The organism is Metabacillus sp. KUDC1714, assembly GCF_014217835.1.
Classification (GTDB): Bacteria; Bacillota; Bacilli; order Bacillales; family Bacillaceae; genus Metabacillus; species Metabacillus rhizosphaerae.
Genome location: NZ_CP055263.1, coordinates 261706 through 280426, shown reverse-complemented (window position 1 = coordinate 280426; position 18721 = coordinate 261706). Strand labels below are relative to the sequence as shown.

21 protein-coding genes are annotated in these 18721 nt (G+C 34.9%); 19 read left to right on the top strand and 2 right to left on the bottom strand.

Going from position 1 to position 18721, the window contains the following annotated elements; genetic code table 11:
* Positions 1–8: 8 nt before the first annotated feature.
* The 16 genes from HUW50_RS01445 (at position 9) to HUW50_RS01370 (ending at position 15302) form a co-directional block, all read left to right on the top strand.
* Positions 9–482 (top strand): PRC-barrel domain-containing protein, encoded by a 474-nt coding sequence (locus HUW50_RS01445; RefSeq protein ID WP_066334499.1) that lies wholly within the window; start codon positions 9–11, stop codon positions 480–482.
* 21 nt (positions 483–503) lie between these two features.
* Complete coding sequence (locus HUW50_RS01440) at positions 504–695, top strand: hypothetical protein (RefSeq protein WP_066334501.1); 192 nt, start codon at positions 504–506, stop codon at positions 693–695.
* Positions 696–709: 14 nt separating this feature from the next.
* On the top strand, positions 710–841 hold the full coding sequence (locus HUW50_RS01435; protein ID WP_066334504.1) for a YrzQ family protein: 132 nt from the start codon (positions 710–712) through the stop codon (positions 839–841).
* Positions 842–1016: 175 nt separating this feature from the next.
* Positions 1017–2078, top strand: coding sequence for an AI-2E family transporter (locus HUW50_RS01430; protein ID WP_066334509.1), 1062 nt, complete (start codon positions 1017–1019; stop codon positions 2076–2078).
* 632 nt (positions 2079–2710) lie between these two features.
* A complete protein-coding gene (gene alaS, locus HUW50_RS01425) occupies positions 2711–5350 on the top strand; it encodes an alanine--tRNA ligase (protein ID WP_066334511.1) in 2640 nt (879 codons plus the stop codon).
* A 78-nt stretch (positions 5351–5428) separates the two neighbouring features.
* Positions 5429–5689 carry an IreB family regulatory phosphoprotein gene (locus tag HUW50_RS01420; RefSeq protein WP_066334513.1) on the top strand — a complete coding sequence of 87 codons (261 nt, stop codon included), beginning with the start codon at positions 5429–5431 and terminating at the stop codon, positions 5687–5689.
* A gap of 122 nt (positions 5690–5811) precedes the next feature.
* Positions 5812–6228 (top strand): Holliday junction resolvase RuvX, encoded by a 417-nt coding sequence (ruvX, locus tag HUW50_RS01415; protein ID WP_066334515.1) that lies wholly within the window; start codon positions 5812–5814, stop codon positions 6226–6228.
* A 30-nt stretch (positions 6229–6258) separates the two neighbouring features.
* Positions 6259–6546, top strand: a complete 288-nt coding sequence (locus HUW50_RS01410; RefSeq protein WP_066334525.1) for a DUF1292 domain-containing protein — start codon at positions 6259–6261, stop codon at positions 6544–6546.
* 266 nt (positions 6547–6812) lie between these two features.
* Positions 6813–7940, top strand: coding sequence for an endolytic transglycosylase MltG (gene mltG / locus HUW50_RS01405; protein WP_066334531.1), 1128 nt, complete (start codon positions 6813–6815; stop codon positions 7938–7940).
* Between the two features lie 203 nt (positions 7941–8143).
* Entirely contained in the window at positions 8144–8788 is a 645-nt protein-coding gene (locus HUW50_RS01400; protein WP_066334537.1) for an O-methyltransferase, read from the top strand.
* A 21-nt stretch (positions 8789–8809) separates the two neighbouring features.
* Entirely contained in the window at positions 8810–9739 is a 930-nt protein-coding gene (locus HUW50_RS01395) for a peptidase U32 family protein (protein ID WP_066334540.1), read from the top strand.
* 58 nt (positions 9740–9797) lie between these two features.
* A complete protein-coding gene (locus HUW50_RS01390) occupies positions 9798–11066 on the top strand; it encodes a peptidase U32 family protein (protein WP_066334548.1) in 1269 nt (422 codons plus the stop codon).
* Between the two features lie 4 nt (positions 11067–11070).
* Complete coding sequence (gene udk / locus HUW50_RS01385; protein ID WP_066334556.1) at positions 11071–11706, top strand: uridine kinase; 636 nt, start codon at positions 11071–11073, stop codon at positions 11704–11706.
* A 341-nt stretch (positions 11707–12047) separates the two neighbouring features.
* A complete protein-coding gene (greA, locus tag HUW50_RS01380) occupies positions 12048–12521 on the top strand; it encodes a transcription elongation factor GreA (RefSeq protein ID WP_066334559.1) in 474 nt (157 codons plus the stop codon).
* 108 nt (positions 12522–12629) lie between these two features.
* Positions 12630–14384 carry a peptidoglycan D,D-transpeptidase FtsI family protein gene (locus tag HUW50_RS01375; protein WP_066334562.1) on the top strand — a complete coding sequence of 585 codons (1755 nt, stop codon included), beginning with the start codon at positions 12630–12632 and terminating at the stop codon, positions 14382–14384.
* 246 nt (positions 14385–14630) lie between these two features.
* Positions 14631–15302 carry a YrrS family protein gene (locus tag HUW50_RS01370; protein WP_066334566.1) on the top strand — a complete coding sequence of 224 codons (672 nt, stop codon included), beginning with the start codon at positions 14631–14633 and terminating at the stop codon, positions 15300–15302.
* 86 nt (positions 15303–15388) lie between these two features.
* Here the strand turns inward: HUW50_RS01370 and HUW50_RS01365 are convergent, their stop codons facing one another.
* The gene (locus tag HUW50_RS01365; RefSeq protein WP_066334568.1) at positions 15389–15592 is read right to left on the bottom strand and encodes a DUF2536 family protein; all 204 of its coding nucleotides are present in this window, start codon (positions 15590–15592) and stop codon (positions 15389–15391) included.
* Positions 15593–15867: 275 nt separating this feature from the next.
* On the opposite strand from HUW50_RS01365, the gene mtnN reads away from it, so the two are divergent.
* The 3 genes from mtnN to HUW50_RS01350 all read left to right on the top strand — a co-directional run bounded on the left by mtnN (position 15868) and on the right by HUW50_RS01350 (position 17701).
* Entirely contained in the window at positions 15868–16560 is a 693-nt protein-coding gene (mtnN, locus tag HUW50_RS01360; RefSeq protein ID WP_066334569.1) for a 5'-methylthioadenosine/S-adenosylhomocysteine nucleosidase, read from the top strand.
* 195 nt (positions 16561–16755) lie between these two features.
* Positions 16756–16992: a YrhC family protein gene (locus HUW50_RS01355; protein WP_185653642.1), complete on the top strand. Its 237-nt coding sequence runs from the start codon at positions 16756–16758 to the stop codon at positions 16990–16992.
* 562 nt (positions 16993–17554) lie between these two features.
* Positions 17555–17701, top strand: coding sequence for a YrzI family small protein (locus HUW50_RS01350; protein ID WP_083964666.1), 147 nt, complete (start codon positions 17555–17557; stop codon positions 17699–17701).
* 170 nt (positions 17702–17871) lie between these two features.
* Here the strand turns inward: HUW50_RS01350 and sigK are convergent, their stop codons facing one another.
* Complete coding sequence (gene sigK / locus HUW50_RS01345; protein WP_066334573.1) at positions 17872–18594, bottom strand: RNA polymerase sporulation sigma factor SigK; 723 nt, start codon at positions 18592–18594, stop codon at positions 17872–17874.
* Between the last annotated feature and the right edge of the window lie 127 nt (positions 18595–18721).

The following is an 18721-nucleotide window of genomic DNA, read 5'->3' as shown; positions in this document are numbered from 1 at the left end:
AGATTTCTTTGCGGACATTTTCAAAGCTAAAAGGGCTCCCAGTATATAGTAATAGTAATGCGGACCTCCTTGGTCATATTGCTGATTTATGTTTATCTTCCAATGGCTCTGTAATCGGACTGATGATGGAAGGAAAAGGCTTGTTTAATCGTGATCGCTTTGTTCCAATTGAATCAATTCAGGCACTTGGAGAAAATGGTGTGATGGTTGGGGATAAGGACAAGCTCATTTCAATCCAAAATATGAAAGCAAATTATTCATATAACACCTATGGTGATATCCGCTATAAATCAGTTTTAACAAGAGAAGGACAGAAACTTGGTTTATTAGAGGACGTATATTTTTCCGAAAAAGAGGGCACAATTGAGGCATACGAATTGACGGACGGATTTTTTGCAGACATCGCTGAAGGTAAAAAAGTAGTAAAGGCTTCTGGTGAATCATTAATGATAAGCAAAGATGCGATCGTCATAGACTTTTGAATTAAAGAGGTGTGCTAAAGTTTGTTATCATGTCCGAATTGTAAAAGCAAAGACCTAGGGAAGATCGGTGTAAATCAATATTATTGCTGGAGCTGCTTCATTGAACTTTCTGTTGCGAAAGGGAAAATTTTAACTCATCAAGTAGAAGAGGATGGTACATTAAGCTCACTTGATGATTTGTTTTCTGATGATGAACGATCAATAAGCATGTAAAGGGGAGATAGGTCTTGAATCGTACTGTAACCTCATTAGTATCTATAGGTGTTGGTGCTGCAGCATATTACTATGCACGTTCATCAAACATGACAAATAATCGTTCAATGAGAAAATTACGTAAACGCGTATCAAAAATGTTTTAATTTAATGGAGCTGACTAAATTGTCAGCTCCTTATTTATGTTAAGAAATGGAAGTCTCGCTTTATCTCAGTCGATGCTCCTCCAGTTTGTACGGCGATGATCAAGGCGCACTGAGCTTTTCTAATGCATAAATTATAACTTCACACTCCACAATATATGGCATAGGAGTGAGAGTCATGAGAGACCGTCAAATAAAATGGTTGTTAAGAATAACGATTTTATTGTTGGGTTTATTAACGATATATGTGTTTTTTAAACTTCATAACATTTGGGATCCTTTTTTTCTAATGTTTAAAGCAATCTTTATTCCTTTTATTATAAGTGGATTTATTACGTATTTACTTCATCCTGTAATTGAAAGACTTCATCGGACAGGTGTTCCAAGGTCTATATCGATACTAATTATCTATTTCCTATTTTTCGGTGTAATCGGATATGGCTTTTATCGCGGTGTGCCTGTGCTGGTCAACCAACTTCGTGATCTATTGGAGAATTTCCCACAGTTTTCTGATACATATAATAATTGGATAAATTCTATACGAAATCAAACCAATCAATGGCCAGATGGAATTCATGAGCGTATTGATAACATGTTCCAACAAACAGAGGAATGGCTAGCGTTAACGATTGAGAAATTAATAAACAGTTTAAGAAGTGTTTTTGATTATATTCTTTTGATAGCGATCATTCCATTTTTAGTTTTTTATATGTTAAAAGACTATGATCAGATTAAAAAAGCTGCATGGTATTTGACACCAAGAAAATGGAGAAATGAAGCTATTCAGTTTTTAAAAGATCTTGACAGGTCGCTAGGAAATTACATTAGAGGGCAGTTATTCGTTTGTTTAATAATCGGGAGTCTTGCTTTTCTATCACTATGGTTTTTTAAAGTGAAATATCCATTAATATTGGGGTTGCTCATCGGTGTGACGAATATTATTCCATACTTTGGGCCAATAATTGGCGCGGTTCCAGCACTGATAATTGCAGCGACTATGTCAGCTAAAAGTGTCATAATTGTCATTGTGATTATTTTAATTCTACAATTTATAGAGGGAAACATCTTGGGGCCATTAATTGTTGGGAGAAGTCTTCACATGCATGAGATCATCATCATGCTTGCACTGCTCGCTGGTGGTGAAATTGGAGGCGTAGTAGGCTTAATGCTTGCTGTTCCGATAGTTGTGATATTAAGGGAACTTATTATACATCTTGTTCAACTTAGAAGGAACCATTGACTTTTATTATTTGCTTGTCTATAATTCACGATAGAATAAAGCTAAATCAATGATGGAACAAAGTATGTTGTGACCACCTTTTTAGAGAGGAATTTCCCTTGGCTGAAAGAAATTCTAAAGGATACCAACAGAAAGCTAGTCCTAAGTGCAGAAAAAACTGCCGTTTAATCCACGTTACGGTTTATAAAGGTGATGGACTTTTGATTGACCACAAAGTTTAAGTTTTTATACTTAGCTTTGTCGCCAATAGTTTGGCGTGTTGCGCAAATCGAGTCCATAATCAGGGTGGTACCGCGAGTTAACTCTCGTCCCTGTGAAAAGAGGAGATTCTTTACACAGAGACGGGAGTTTTTTGTGTTTTAAATTTTGGCTGTTTTCGCAAACTTTGTTGCTTTTAAAATAGTATTGGGTTGGTTGATTGGCGCTCCAGGATGCTCGCTTTCCGTGGGGCGGGCGATGAGCCTCCTCAGCGCGAAGCGCCTGCGGGGTCTCATCTGTCCCGCTACTCCCACAGGAGTCTCGCACCTTCCGCACCAATCACCCTAATCAGTTTTATTCAAAAACAACAATCTTTTAGAAAAGAGCCTAAATTTTAAAAAGTAATCAACATAGTTATTTTAAGGAGGATACATATGAGAAATTTACAATCAGCTGAAGTACGACAAATGTTTTTAGATTTTTTTAAAGAAAAAGGACATGCTGTTGAACCTAGTGCATCACTTGTCCCACATGAAGACCCAACATTGCTTTGGATCAATAGCGGTGTTGCGACATTAAAAAAATATTTTGATGGTCGCGTGATACCAGCGAACCCTAGAATTTGTAATGCACAAAAATCAATTCGAACAAATGATATTGAAAACGTTGGTAAAACAGCAAGACATCATACGTTTTTCGAAATGCTTGGTAACTTTTCAATTGGTGACTATTTTAAAGTAGAGGCAATTGAATGGGCATGGGAGTTTTTAACAAGTGAGAAATGGATCGGTTTTGATCCAGAAAAATTATCGGTTACGATTCATCCTGAAGATCAAGAAGCTTTTGATATTTGGAAGGATAAAATTGGTGTACCAGAAGAACGCATTATTCGGTTGGAAGGAAACTTCTGGGATATTGGTGAAGGACCAAGTGGACCTAATACAGAGATCTTTTATGATCGAGGTGAATCATATGGCAATGATCCACAAGATCCAGAGTTATATCCTGGCGGTGAAAACGAACGATATTTAGAAGTATGGAATCTAGTCTTTTCTCAATTTAACCATAACCCAGATGGAACTTATACTCCACTACCTAAGAAAAACATTGATACAGGTATGGGACTTGAACGTATGGTTTCCGTTATTCAAAATGTTCAAACGAATTTTGATACGGATCTGTTCATACCGATTATTCGTGCGACTGAACAAATTTCAAATGAGGTTTATCGTCAGGATCATGAAAAAGATGTTTCTTTTAAAGTAATCGCTGATCATGTTCGTACAGTTAGTTTTGCTATAAGTGATGGGGCATTACCATCTAATGAAGGCCGTGGTTATGTTTTACGTAGATTGTTAAGAAGGGCAGTTCGCTATGCTAAGCAAATTAACATTAATCGTCCATTTATGTATGAACTTGTACCAGTTGTTGCGGAAATCATGGTAGATTTTTATCCAGAAGTAAAAACAAAAACAGAGTTCATTCAAAAAGTCATTAAAAATGAAGAAGAACGCTTCCATGAAACTTTAAATGAGGGCTTGGCAATACTTAGTGAAGTCATTAAAGTTCAAAAAGACAAAGGCAATGAGGTGATTCCAGGAAATGATGTCTTCCGTTTATATGATACATATGGTTTCCCTGTTGAATTAACAGAGGAATATGCGGAAGAGGAAGGTATGAAGGTTGACCATAACGGCTTTGAACAAGAAATGGGAAGACAACGTGACCGTGCTCGTGCTGCAATTCAAAAGGTAGATTCAATGCAGGTTCAAGGTGGAATGCTAGGCGAAATAAAAGATACAAGTGAATTTGTTGGCTATAATCAATTAACTGTAGAAGATGCTTCAGTTCTCGTATTAGTGAAAGATGGAGAAGTAATAAAAGAAGCAAATGAAGGGGAAGAAATACAAGTTATTCTTAATAGAACTCCTTTCTATGCTGAGAGCGGTGGACAGATTGCAGACACTGGTGTGCTATCAAGTGATAAAGTGTTTGTGAAGGTGAAGGATGTTCAAAAAGCACCTAATGGACAGAATCTTCACAATGTCTTCATAGAAAGTGGAACACTCCAAGCTGGAGACATTGTTACAGCGAAAGTTACTGAAAACAACCGGAGTGCGATTGTTAAAAATCATACGGCCACACATTTATTGCATCAAGCATTAAAAGATGTTCTCGGGTCCCATGTAAATCAAGCAGGATCATTGGTAACCGCTGATCGACTTCGATTTGATTTCTCTCATTTTGGACAAGTAAGCGGGGATGAATTAGCTCGTATTGAACAAATTGTAAATGAGCAAATTTGGAAGAGTATTGCAGTTACGATTGATTTGAAATCACTTAAAGAAGCGAAGGAAATGGGCGCCATGGCTCTCTTCGGAGAAAAATATGGAGATGTTGTCCGCGTCGTTCAAGTTGGTGAGTATAGTTTGGAACTTTGTGGTGGTTGCCATGTTGACAACACAGCATCAATTGGATTGTTTAAAATCATGACAGAGACAGGAATCGGTGCTGGGACAAGACGTATCGAAGCAGTAACAGGTAAAGCTGCTTATCAATTAATTAATGGACAGCTTGAAAAGTTCCAGGAAGCTGCATCACTTTTAAAAGCTAACCCTAAGGATCTTGTGGCAAAAATAGATAGTCTATTAACTGATTATCGTACAATTCAACGTGAGAATGAATCATTAACAGCTAAACTAGGTAATCTTGAAGCAAATAGTATTGTTGATAAGGCAATTACGATTAATGGTGTAACAGTTCTTGCAACAAAGGTAAATGCAAAAGATATGAATAGCCTACGTGGTATGATGGACGACTTGAAAAATAAACTTGAATCAGTTATTGTAGTTCTCGGAGCTGTTGAAGATGGAAAAGTTAACCTTGTAGCAGGTGTTACGAAGGATTTAGTTACACAGGGCTATCATGCAGGTAAACTAATAAAAGAAGTTGCTGAACGTTGCGGTGGGAAAGGTGGCGGTCGTCCAGAGATGGCCCAAGCAGGTGCTAAAAATCCTGAAAACCTTACAGAAGCGCTTAAATATGTCGAAGAATGGGTTGAATCCGTTTTATAATTAGGCAAAGTAGTGTAGAATGTAAGTAAGATGGGACAAAAAGATTCTATTTGATTCTCTAGAAAGAGGTGCGAATTAGTGAGTTCATTTGATAAAACGATGAAATTTAATTTCTCTGATGAATCGGTCGAAACAAATGTAAATGAGGTCCTTTATACTGTTTACGATGCATTGCAAGAAAAGGGCTATAATCCAATTAATCAAATCGTTGGCTATTTGCTTTCTGGTGATCCTGCCTATATTCCACGTCATCGTGATGCTCGAAATTTAATTCGCAAGCTTGAACGTGATGAATTAATTGAGGAGCTAGTCAAATCTTACTTGCACAAACGAACATAATTAAGATTGAAGGTGAGTGGAGCTTTACCTTAAAGCCTAAATTCAAATAAGGATGGAACAAGCTAACAAATTAAAGCTGGTTCCATTTCCTTACCTTCATTCAAAAAATCGAGAGGCTTAAAATGCGTATAATAGGACTTGATTTAGGAACGAAGACACTTGGCGTTGCAGTTAGTGATGAACTTGGCTGGACCGCACAAGGAATCGAAACGATAAAAATTAATGAGGAAAATCGAGATTATAATTTTGCCAGACTGACTGAAATCATTAATGAGTATTCAATAGAAAAAATCGTTTTAGGAATGCCGAAAAATATGAATGGCTCTATTGGACCAAGGGCAGAAGCGAGTCAGAAGTTTGCTGATATTCTAACAAAAAAATTCAAACTACCTGTTATTTTGTGGGATGAAAGATTAACAACAATGGCGGCAGAACGAATGCTCATTTCAGCTGATGTCAGTCGAAAAAAGCGAAAACAAGTCATTGATAAAATGGCAGCAGTTATGATATTACAAGGCTATTTAGACAGCTTAAATTAAGATTTAATTATAATAATGAGGTGAACCAACATGGAACATGGCGAAAAACAAATTACAGTTATTGATGAGAACGGAAACGAACAACTTTGCGAAGTATTATTTACCTTTGAATCAGAAGAATTTAAGAAATCATACGTTCTATACTACCCATTAGGGGCAGAGGAAGATGATAGCGAAGAAATCGAGATTCACGCATCTAGCTTTAATCCACACGCTAATGGTGAGGATGGAGAACTTGAGCCAATCGAAACAGAAGAAGAGTGGGATTTAATTGAGGAAATGTTAAACACTTTCCTTGATGAAGAAGAGGAAGAATAAGCTTTGCAAGAGGTTGACTCAAAAGGTCAGCCTCTTTTTTATGTCTGAAATTTCATCTTTTAATAAGATTTTATGTCGATATCATGCAATGCTTCCAACAATTGTATGATTTTATAACCCATCTAAAGAAAGAATAAAAATAATTGTTTATAATTTTTTCTACCTTTAAACTCCTTTTTCTTTCGTACTTTTCTACCTTTTGTGAAAAAATTGCCGAAACATAAAGAACATTGTAGTATAATAATTGGGACGAGAGGAGGATATGCATGTCTGAAGTTGATTCAAAAAAAGATATATTCCGTAAAAAGCTACTAGAAAAACAAAAAGAGGCAAAGGTAGTAAGAAAAATTGTCTTAACTGTTTTTATCGTATTAATTATTGCCTTTTCAGGACTTATCGGAGGCGGTTATCTATATATTAAATCTTCATTAGAACCAGTTGATCCAAGTGATCAGAAAGGTATTGATGTTACCGTTCCAATTGGCTCATCAGTATCAACAATATCAAGAATTTTAGAAGAAAATGATATTATTAAAGATGCCCGTGTATTTAAATACTACATTAAATTCAAGAACGAATCTGGCTTCCAAGCTGGGAATTATAAATTAAATAGAGCGATGACATTTACTGAAATCATTGAAATCTTAAAGCAAGGAAAGCTTATGGATGACGTAGCGTTTCAAATCACGATACCTGAAGGAAGACAATTAAAAGAAATCGCCTCAATTATTTCAAATAAAGCATCATTTAGTGAGGAAGAAATTATCCAAAAACTAACTGATAAAAAATTTATTGAGTCGATGAGAGCAAAATATCCAGACTTACTTACAGATGATATATTTGGAGAAAATGTAAAATACGCACTTGAAGGATATTTGTTTCCAGCAACCTACCCTTATTATAAAAAGGATCCAACACTTGAAGAAATTTTGGAGCCAATGATTAAAAAAACGAGTGAAGTTGTTGCAATATATATTCCACAGCTACAGGAACAAAAGATGAGTGTACATCGTTTTGTAACATTGGCTTCCTTAATTGAGGAAGAAGCAACTGAAAAGGCTGATCGTGAAAAGATTTCAAGTGTTTTTTATAATCGTATCGAAAAAGATATGCCTTTACAGACAGATCCAACAGTTTTATATGCTCTTGGTGAACATAAGGACCGCGTTCTTTACAAAGACCTTGAAGTTGATTCGGCATATAATACCTATCAAAACAAAGGTCTACCACCAGGTCCAATCTCTAATGCGGGTAAAATATCCTTTGTTGCAGCTTTATCACCTGAAGATACAGACTTCTTATATTTCTTAGCAACAAAAGAAGGAGATGTCATCTTCACGAAAACACTCGATGAGCACAATAAGGAAAAAGATAAACATATTACAAACAAATAATGATACATAGGGAGAGTGATTTTTTATTCGCTTTCCCTTTCTTGTTGTGGTAAAATATATCGAGTTGTTATGGGGTTTTGTAACTTTTATATTAAATAGGCTAAGAGTTCTCATTAATGAGGCTCTTATTTTTAGGTATACAAGATAATAATCAAAAAATAATGACATTTTTCTTATAGTTATACGAAATGCAGGAGGCAATCATGTTAAAAGAAGAAGTACTAACATATATAGAGAATCTTATACCTGATCCGCAAGATTATGTAAAACAAATAGAAGTTTTCGCTAAGGAAAATAATGTGCCAATAATGGAGAAAACAGGTATTGAAGTGTTATTACTTCTTCTCTCTATGCAGCAGCCTAAAAAAATTGTTGAGATTGGTACAGCAATTGGGTACTCCGCAATTCGAATGGCTTTAAAATTGCCCAATACTGAAATTATTACGATAGAGCTTGACGAAGAGCGCTTTCATCAGGCAAACCTCAATATTAAGGAAATGGGACTTGAAGAAAGAATTCAAGCACTACATGGTGATGCCCTTTTATTATCAGAGGAAATAAATAAGTATGGTCCATTTGATGCATTATTTATTGATGCGACAAAGGCCAAATATACAAAGTTTTTCAAGTTATATGAACCAATGCTTTCTTCAAATGGAATTATTTATACGGATAATGTTCTATTCAAAGGAACAGTTGCTCGCGATCGTTCAGAATTAAAAACAAGAAGACAACGAACACTTGTCAGAAAACTTGATGAGTTTAATCATTGGTTGTTTACATTAGATAAGTATGAAACAACAATCATTCCTGTCGGAGATGGGATTGCAGTATCAAAACGAAAATGAAGTTTAAAAGAGGTGTTTGACATGCACAAACCTGAATTATTAGTTACACCCAAAAAAGTAGAGGACATAATGCCCCTAATAGAAGCAGGTGCAGATTCGTTTGTTATTGGTGAACAAAAATTTGGTCTTCGACTAGCCGGTGATTTTTCAAAGGAGCAGGTAAAAGAAGCGATTGCTATTGCCCATCAGCATCATAAAAAAGTGTACGTGGCTATGAATGCAATTTTCCATAATGATTTGATTGATGAATTAGAAGAGTATTTGACTTTTCTAAATGAAGTAAAGGCTGATGCAGTTGTTTTCGGTGATCCAGCAGTACTTATGGTTGCAAGAGAAGTTGCACCCGATTTAAAGCTGCATTGGAATACAGAAACAACAGCAACAAACTGGCATACTTGTAACTATTGGGGAAGAAAAGGTGCCAAACGTGCAGTTCTTGCTCGTGAGTTAAGTATGGATGCGATTATCGAAACAAAGGAACATGCAGAAGTTGAAATTGAAGTACAAGTTCACGGAATGACATGTATGTTCCAATCAAAACGTAGCTTATTAGGTAACTACTTTGAATATCAAGGTAAGGCTTTAAAAATAGAAAATCGTGCTGAAAAAGAAATGATGTTTTTATACGATCCTGAAAGAGATAATAAATACCCAATCTTTGAAGACGCAAATGGGACACATATTATGAGTCCAAATGATATGTGTATTATCGATGAGCTAAGTGAAATGATTGACGCTGGTATAGATTCCTTTAAAATCGATGGGGTTCTTCAAACATCTGAGTATGTAATTGAAGTGACAAAGAAATACCGTAAAGCAATCGATCTATGTGAATCTAATAATACTGAGTATGAAGAGATAAAAGATGAATTATTAGCTGAAATAGAAGATTTACAAGCGAAAAATCGACCATTAGATACTGGGTTTTTCTTTAAAGAGACTGTTTATTAAAAATAACTTAAGAGGTACAAAAAGATTTTGAACTCACATTAAAAAGGGAGTGATAAAAATGACTGAAGTAAAGGATAAAGTCTCTAGCATTATAAATGGAAAGCGTGTAATCACGAAAAAACCTGAGTTACTAGCACCAGCAGGTAACTTAGAAAAACTTAAAATAGCGATCCATTATGGCGCAGATGCTGTTTTTATTGGTGGACGAGAATATGGACTACGTTCAAATGCTGATAATTTCTCCCTTGAAGAGATGGCTGAGGGTGTTCAATTTGCTAATAAATATGGTGCGAAAATCTATGTCACAACAAATATTTTTGCTCATAATGAAAATATGGACGGACTAGATGAATATTTAATGGGAATTCAGGATGCGGGAGTGACTGGTATTATTGTAGCCGATCCATTAATTATTGAAACCTGTAGACGGGTTGCTCCGAGTTTAGAAGTACATTTAAGTACACAACAATCACTTTCAAACTGGAAGGCAGTCCAATTTTGGAAGGAAGAAGGCTTAGAGCGTGTCGTCTTAGCTCGTGAAACTGGTGCTGAAGAGATCAGAGAAATGAAGGAAAAGGTTGATATTGAAATTGAAGCCTTTATCCATGGTGCAATGTGTATTGCGTATTCTGGTCGCTGTACATTGAGTAATCACATGACGGCTCGAGATTCTAATCGAGGCGGCTGTTGTCAATCTTGTCGCTGGGATTACGACTTATTCAAACTAGAAAACGATGATGAAGTTGCTCTATTTGATGCTAATGATGCACCATTTGCAATGAGTCCTAAAGATTTAAATTTAATAGAATCAATCCCAAAAATGATAGAACTTGGAATTGATAGTTTGAAAATTGAAGGAAGAATGAAATCTATCCACTATATTGCAACAGTTGTAAGTGTTTATCGCAAAGTGATTGATGCTTATTGTGCAGATCCTGATCATTTCAAAATAGATCATGAATGGTTAAAAGAATTAGATAAGTGTGCAAACCGTGAAACAGCTTCTTCATTCTTTGAAGGTATTCCAGGTTACAAGCAGCAAATGTTTGGTAATCACAGTACGAAAACAGCCTATGACTTTGTAGGCCTTGTATTAGATTATGATCAAGAAACACAAATGGTTACTTTACAGCAACGAAATCACTTTAAACCAGGAAATACAGTTGAATTCTTTGGTCCGGATATTGAAAACTTTACACAAACGATTGAGAAAATTTGGGATGAAAAAGGAAAAGAGCTTGATGCTGCTCGCCATCCTTTACAGATTGTGAAATTTAGAGTAGATAAACCAGTCTTTAGGAACAATATGATGCGAAAGGGGTTCTGATTAAATGAGTAAGAAGCCCGTTGTAATCGGAGTGGCTGGAGGTTCTGGTTCAGGTAAAACAAGTGTTACAAAATCAATTTATGATCAGTTTAAAGGTCATTCGATTTTAATGCTAGAACAAGATTATTATTATAAAGATCAAAGTGATCTACCATTTGAACAAAGATTAAATACAAACTATGATCATCCTTTAGCATTTGATAATGATTTATTAATCGATCACTTAAAAACATTACTAAATCATCAATCAATTGAAAAACCTGTGTATGATTACAAATTGCATACAAGATCAGAAGATGTTATAGTTGTTGAACCGAAGGATGTTATTATTCTAGAAGGCATATTAATCCTAGAAGACGAGCGTTTACGTGATTTAATGGATATTAAGCTTTTTGTAGATACAGATGCAGATCTTAGAATCATCCGTCGAATAATGAGGGACATAAAAGAACGTGGTCGTTCAATTGATTCTGTTATTGAACAGTACATTTCCGTTGTAAGACCAATGCATAATCAATTTATTGAACCGACTAAACGATATGCAGATATTATTATTCCTGAGGGTGGACAAAATCACGTTGCGATTGATTTGATGGTAACAAAAATTCAAACAATTCTTGAACTAAATGCAATTTTGTAATAACATAGCATAGATAAAGAGTACTGTGATCATATTATGTATAAGAATTAATATTTTTTCTTTAGGCATTGTTTTTTATATAAAGTAAAGGGCATAATCTTGCCCTTGCTTTTTTAATACTCACCTGATTCTTGCCTGTTCAACTAAAAGTATTTTCTTATCAGTGATCACAACATATGAAAATGAAAGTATGTCTTTTAATGCTTACATCTTTCATCTTGAGGCATATAGTCTCGGGCTTATACATACGTATTTTTGATCTCTTATCACAAAATAAGTAATTTCAACAGAAAAAGAACAAAAACGACGGGGAACAGTCTACTAGAAGGAGTGGAACAAACATGGCACAAGAAAAAGTTTTTCCAATGACAAGAGAAGGTAAAGATAAGCTTGAACAAGAGCTTGAATATTTGAAAACGGTTAAACGTAAAGAGGTTGTCGAAAGAATTAAAATTGCACGTAGCTTTGGTGATCTATCAGAGAACTCAGAGTATGATTCTGCTAAAGAGGAACAAGCATTTGTTGAAGGTCGTGTTACAACACTAGAAAATATGATTCGAAACGCAAGAATTATCGAAGGTGAAGCTGATACTAGCTCTGTTTCACTAGGCAGAACAGTTACGTTTACTGAGCTTCCTAATGGTGATGAAGAAACATATACAATCGTTGGTAGTGCGGAAGCAGATCCTTTTGAAGGCAAGATTTCAAATGACTCACCAATTGCTAAAAGTCTAATTGGCAAAAAAGTGGATGATGAAGTAACAGTTCAAACTCCTGGTGGAGAAATGCTTGTGAAAATTGTGAAAATTAGTTAAAAAAAGGTTTATATAACGAACACCTCGTCGAAAATGAAGACGAGGTGTTTTTTTATAAAATTTTTTCTTAAACCCATAAAGAGCAGAGTTTTTTATCAGGAGGTTTGAATGATTTCAAGAAAAAGATTTATTATTGTCGGAACCTTTTTTCTTATGGCTTTATTTTTTATCCTTTATCGATTAGCTGATATACAATTGATTCATACAGAATCGTTTTCAAAAAAGGGAGTAAATCTAGTTCAGGAAAGTGTTAATCAAAGAACACAAGAGGTTGTCATTGATGATGGTCGTGGACGTTTTGTAGACAAGAATGGTGAATCTCTTCGTAATAAAGTTGAGCCATCACTCGTTTTATTTCCATTTTTAAAAGATATTACTTGGCCTGTAGAAGAGCTTTCAGATTTAGTAAATGTTTCAAGTTATGAACTAAAAAGTCGTTTACAAGATTCAACGGAACCGCTTGTTCTTTCGAGTAAAGACAATGTAAACTTATCAAATATTGATCTTGAAAAAATTAATAAACTTGAGATCCCCGGAGTATTTGGTATTTATCGACAGTCTCCTATTGAAGAAACAATTGGTGAACATATAATTGGAATTACAGGAGAGAATGCAGAGGTATTACGAACAAAATATCCTGATCGAGAGGATTTATCCTATAAAACACAAATCGGACTAACAGGTCTCGAGAAAGCGTTTGATGAATTTCTTTTACCTGATGAAGAAACGAAGCTACTTTATCATGTTGATGGGGATGGGAACCCTCTCTTTGGAGTAAATGTTAAATATATCGCAGACTCTAATCCATTTTATCCTGTTACTGTTAAAACTACAATAGATAAAGATATTCAGGGAATTGCTGAAGAGGTGTTAGAAAAACAAAAGGTCGATAACGGAGGACTTGTTTTGCTAGATGTTGAGACAAATGAGATATTAGCAATGGTTAGCAAGCCTGAATTAGATCGCTCTGCCGGTGTTACCCTTACAAATCATATGGTTCAACCTCTTTTTCCGGGCTCGATATTTAAAACAGTCATTTTAGCCGGTGCTATTGAATATGGTTTAGATGATGCAACAAGGGAGTTTAATTGCAATCTGAACCTTTATGGAGAAAGTGATGGCGGACAGGATGATGGAATGCTTACACTAGCAAGGAGTTTTGCAAAAAGTTGTAATTACACCTTTACGACTTTAGCAGAAGAGTTAATTGAGAAGGATAACAATGTAATTGAGAATACTGCTGAAAAGTTAGGTTTACTAGGACCCGTTGGCTGGAGTGGTAAAGTTTTTCATTATCAAAATTTCAAACAACTTCCAGATGAGAGATCAGGAAAAATTTGGGGAGATGAAAAGGATAAAAAGGTCCAAAGAGCGATAGATCAAACTGCGATTGGACAAAAGGATGTTAAGGTTACGCCACTGGGAGTTGCTAACATGATGGCAACAATTGCCCGAGGCGGTCATAAAGAACAGATCAAAATCGTAGAAAATATATTATATAAAAATGGAACTAATATGTTTTCTTTTACGTCTAATTTATTAGAAGAGGAAAAAATATCACCCTTAACAGCATCAAAACTTCAAAAACAACTTCGTTTAGTTGTAACAGACCCTGAAGGAACTGGAAGAAGGTTTCAAACTTCTCCTTATGAGGTATCAGGTAAATCAGGAACCGCTCAAACAGGTAAAAAAAATGAACAAGGCCAAACGTTATACAATAAATGGTTTGCAGGCTATTTTCCATCAAGTAATCCAAAATATGCTCTTGTAGTCGTGGAGATGGATACAACTAGTGCGGAAGCTGGGACTAATGCATCATTTTATGATATAGTTGCTGATTTATCCAAGTTAAACAAGCAATAAGACCTATGTTAAAGATAAGAGTAATCACGTAAAGAAATAGTAGGGATAACTAGAGAACAATCAATAAAAAAGGGTGAACAGCCTTTAATTCATTTTTGCAAAAAAGTCAAAACATGTACAATTTGTGATTCTAAATATCCAGTAATGAATATGTTACAAATGTTAAAAAGATAAAACAACTAGATAGAAAAACGTTCTAGTGCTAGAATAAGACAGAAGGTATGAGGGAAAAAGGAGTGTAGGGCATTGAGTAATCATGTAAACTCTCGATATGAAAAAAGAGATAAGCGTAGAAAAACCAACGTAGTATTAAATACTTTAATAGGAATAGTTGCATTACTTATTCTTGTTATTGGATCTCAGCTCATTTTTGGAGGTAGTGATTCTGAAAAAACGGCAAAATACAATGAACAACCTGATATAAAGCTCGCAAACGAAGAAGAGAGCAATGAAGAAGCAATAAAGGATAAAGAAAAAGAAGAAGAAAATAGTAATAAATCAAATGAAGAGCTAGATGAAAATAGTGATGGAAAAGCAGATTCTGAAGATAAAACTGATGAAGAAGTAACTGAAGATCCATTCGAACAAGCAACAATTACTGAAGGAGATCCAGGATCAGGTGTTGAAGAAACAATTGAAAACCCAGGTTGGGGACCTGTTGGTACTTCTCAATCAGAGCCTCATTCAGCTAATTATGAAAAAGGATCACAGGACTGGGCTGAAATGACAAAAGCACTTAGTTATGCAGCAGGAATCCCTGAATCGGAAATGATAATTTGGTTTCTTGGAAACAATGGATCACCCAATGATGCAGTTGGAACCATCTCACCAAAAGATAAATCAGCAAAATACAAAGTATATATTACATGGGTTGAAAACGAAGGTTGGAAACCAACTAAAATTGAAAAAATAAATTGAGAACTAAAGTCAAACGAAATAAAAGCAGCGGCACAATGCCACTGCTTTTATTTTTGTTTAAGCACACCAATTACATATTGCTTGTTTTATGTAGCTTTAAAATGAACAACAGCACTGTAAAATCTTTTGCCTTCTTCTGAAACATACATTTGATGGGAGACAGAATGAACAGCCAATAAGATTGCTTGGTTATGAACAATTTGCTCATTAATTTTTTTTTCAAGCTCATTAATTGTAGTAGCTTCAAATATTTCAATTTTATCTTTAATAATATCTAATTGAAAATCCATTATTCCACCTCGATCGTACATAGATTATGAATAAATTTTAACAAATATTGAAGTGGATGAACAGGAATGAAAAATACTAGATGGTGAAGATTAAAAAAAATCATTGAATACTTCCACCAAAGATCAGACGAACCTTGATTTAGATGCATGAAATATGTACACTTCTATTTGGAGGCTTACTACAAATTTATTAATAAAATAATGTACTGAGCAAATATACAAATGGATGACTAATTGGTCGAAATGTTGATACATAATGGAAAGGAATTGAAATAATGAAAATTGCAATAATTGGAGCAATGGAAGAAGAAGTAACAATACTTAGAGATAAGTTAGAAAATCAAGAGCAAGACGTGATTGCTGGTAGTGAATTTACAAAGGGGATCTATAAAGGTGTTGAGGTTATTTTATTAAAGTCTGGTATTGGTAAAGTAAATGCAGCTATGAGCACAACTTTGCTTTTAGATCGATACAAACCAGATTATGTAATCAACACGGGCTCTGCAGGAGGATTCCATCCATCTTTAAACGTAGGTGATGTTGTTATTTCAACAGAGGTTAGACATAACGATGTTGATGTTACAGCTTTTGGCTATGAATACGGACAAGTTCCTGGATTGCCAGCAGCATATATACCTAACGAAATGCTTGTTGATGTGGCCGTGAAAAAGGCGGAAGAAATTAGTGACATCCAAGTAGCAAAAGGTTTAATTGTGACAGGAGACTCTTTCTTAAATGATCCAGTTAAAGTTGAATTTATCCGAAGTAAATTTAAAGATCTTCACGCAGGGGAAATGGAGGCAGCTGCTATCGCTCAAGTTTGTCATCAATTTAATGTTTCGTTTGTTGTAATTAGGGCCTTATCAGATATAGCTGGTAAAGAATCAAATGTATCATTTGATCAGTTTCTAGAACAGGCTGCTAAGCATTCAGCAGATTTAGTGTTGAAAATGGTTGAAGCGATATAAGGTAGAGATTTAGTTTGGAAGCAAGCTCATTAGGTCTGACTCCCGAAAGGGGTCAGACTGCTTAATTTATACATATGTCAAGGATGAAATATTTTACAACCCAATAGCCACCCACTTGGTGAAATTTACATGGTTAATAGTCTCATAGACTATGTTAAGGTGAACATATAACACATCAGGTAGGTGGGGTATGATATGAATAAAAAGAAACTACAAGCACTTATCATTGATTTTAAGCAATATGCATTTATTTTATTAGCTGTAAGTGTGTTTTTATATATTGGAGTTACATTACCTGATCAAGGTAAAGCAGAAATTTACGATAACGTTCTTATGATCACGACAATCTTATGTTTAATCAGTGCTTTTGTTTGTTTTAAAACATCCTTGAAATATAAAAAACAATTAGATCAAATTGAAGAGCATAAATAGAATAGGTTTTGTTAAACGCTCCAAGATACTTGGGGCTTTTTTTATTGTTAAGTAAATTATAGAATTTTTGAACTGTGGATAAGCGCTTCTACATCCAGCGCTTTTGTTCTTAATTGTCAGAAAATAAAAACATTAACAAAAATACCAAAAACTATTTACAGACTTGGAAATTGTGGATATAATTACCAAAGGAATAAGAAATTAAAACTAAGGAGGTCGAAGAAGATGATCAAATCCATGACAACACAACCAACTGCACGAAACATAAAAACTGAACATCTATTCGACCATTTCGGTGTATCCACCTTTTTATTTACTTGAAAAAAGTAATTATTTAAGTGAACTCACGCCACAGGTTGATTAGATCAGCTTGTGGCGTTTTATATGCAATATCAAAACGCCATAGGTTGCCCTGTGGCGTTTTTTTTATACTTAAATTTCTTGTTACATTTTTAAGTATAAATATGTACTCCGTAAATAGGCGTACACATCCTCTACAGGTTTGGCAACCTATGATTAGACATCAAGTGAGGTGCGAAATGCTTGTAAGGAGGTGATACACATGACGATCAACCTATTTTTTATTACATTGACTCTTTCAGTGTCAAAACGAAAAGATTCTAAAGAAGAATTTGAAAGAAATTTAGAAGTACAAAAAAGAATGGAACAATCTAAAGAAAAAGTATTTAATGAATTTCATAACATGTAAGCAGGATGAAAAAATAATTGGAGGCGATGACTATGTTGAGAATTGAACTTTTAGTACATTTAATTGTAGAGAAGGATTCTGCCTAGCTTATTTTGTATGGGTAGTTAACAGTTATAGTAAGAATAAGCACATAAAAAGAGAAGAGTGGCTACTCTTCTCTTTTTAATCACTTATTCCTTTTTTCGATTTCTTTTTTCCTTTTCAGCACGGTAAAATTCATGAAACATCTTCATAAGTGCTCGCTTTTCGATTCTAGAAACATAGCTTCTTGAAATACCAAGCTCTTTTGCAATTTCTCGCTGAGTTTTTTCCTTTTTTAAATCTAATCCAAACCGGCCGACAATTACCTCTTTTTCTCTCCCATCTAAAATGTCAATATATTCTTTCACTTTTTCTAACTCCATATTTAACTGAATCGTATCAATAACATCTTCATTCTCTGATTTCAGTACATCAATTAAGCTAATTTCATTTCCTTCTTTATCCTGGCCAATTGGATCATGTAGGGAAACATCTTTTTTTGTTTTCTTTAAAGCTCTTAAATGCATGAGGATTTCATTTTCTATACAACGAGCTGCATATGTTGCAAGTTTTGTACCCTTTCCCTGTGAATAGCTTTCAATTGCTTTTATCAATCCAATTGTACCAATTGAAATAAGATCTTCGGAGTCTTCCCCAGTGTTTTCGAATTTTTTTACGATGTGAGCAACGAGTCGCAAGTTATGTTCGATTAAAAGGTTTCTCGCATACTCATCACCCTCTGACATAAGTCGCAAATATTTCTGCTCGTCAGTCGCAGACAAAGGCTGTGGGAAGGCATTATTTTTTACATAAGATACTAAGAACACTAATTCTTTTACGAAAAACCCTAGTGCTGTAATGAGCCCTGACATACCTCCACCTCCACTAAATCTTTATGTAGGCAAATGCCTATAAGTAATGTTTATGTGTGAGGAAGGTAGTTCGTGCATGTACAATGAAAGAAGATAAAATTCTAAGCGACTATTTTAAAGATTTATT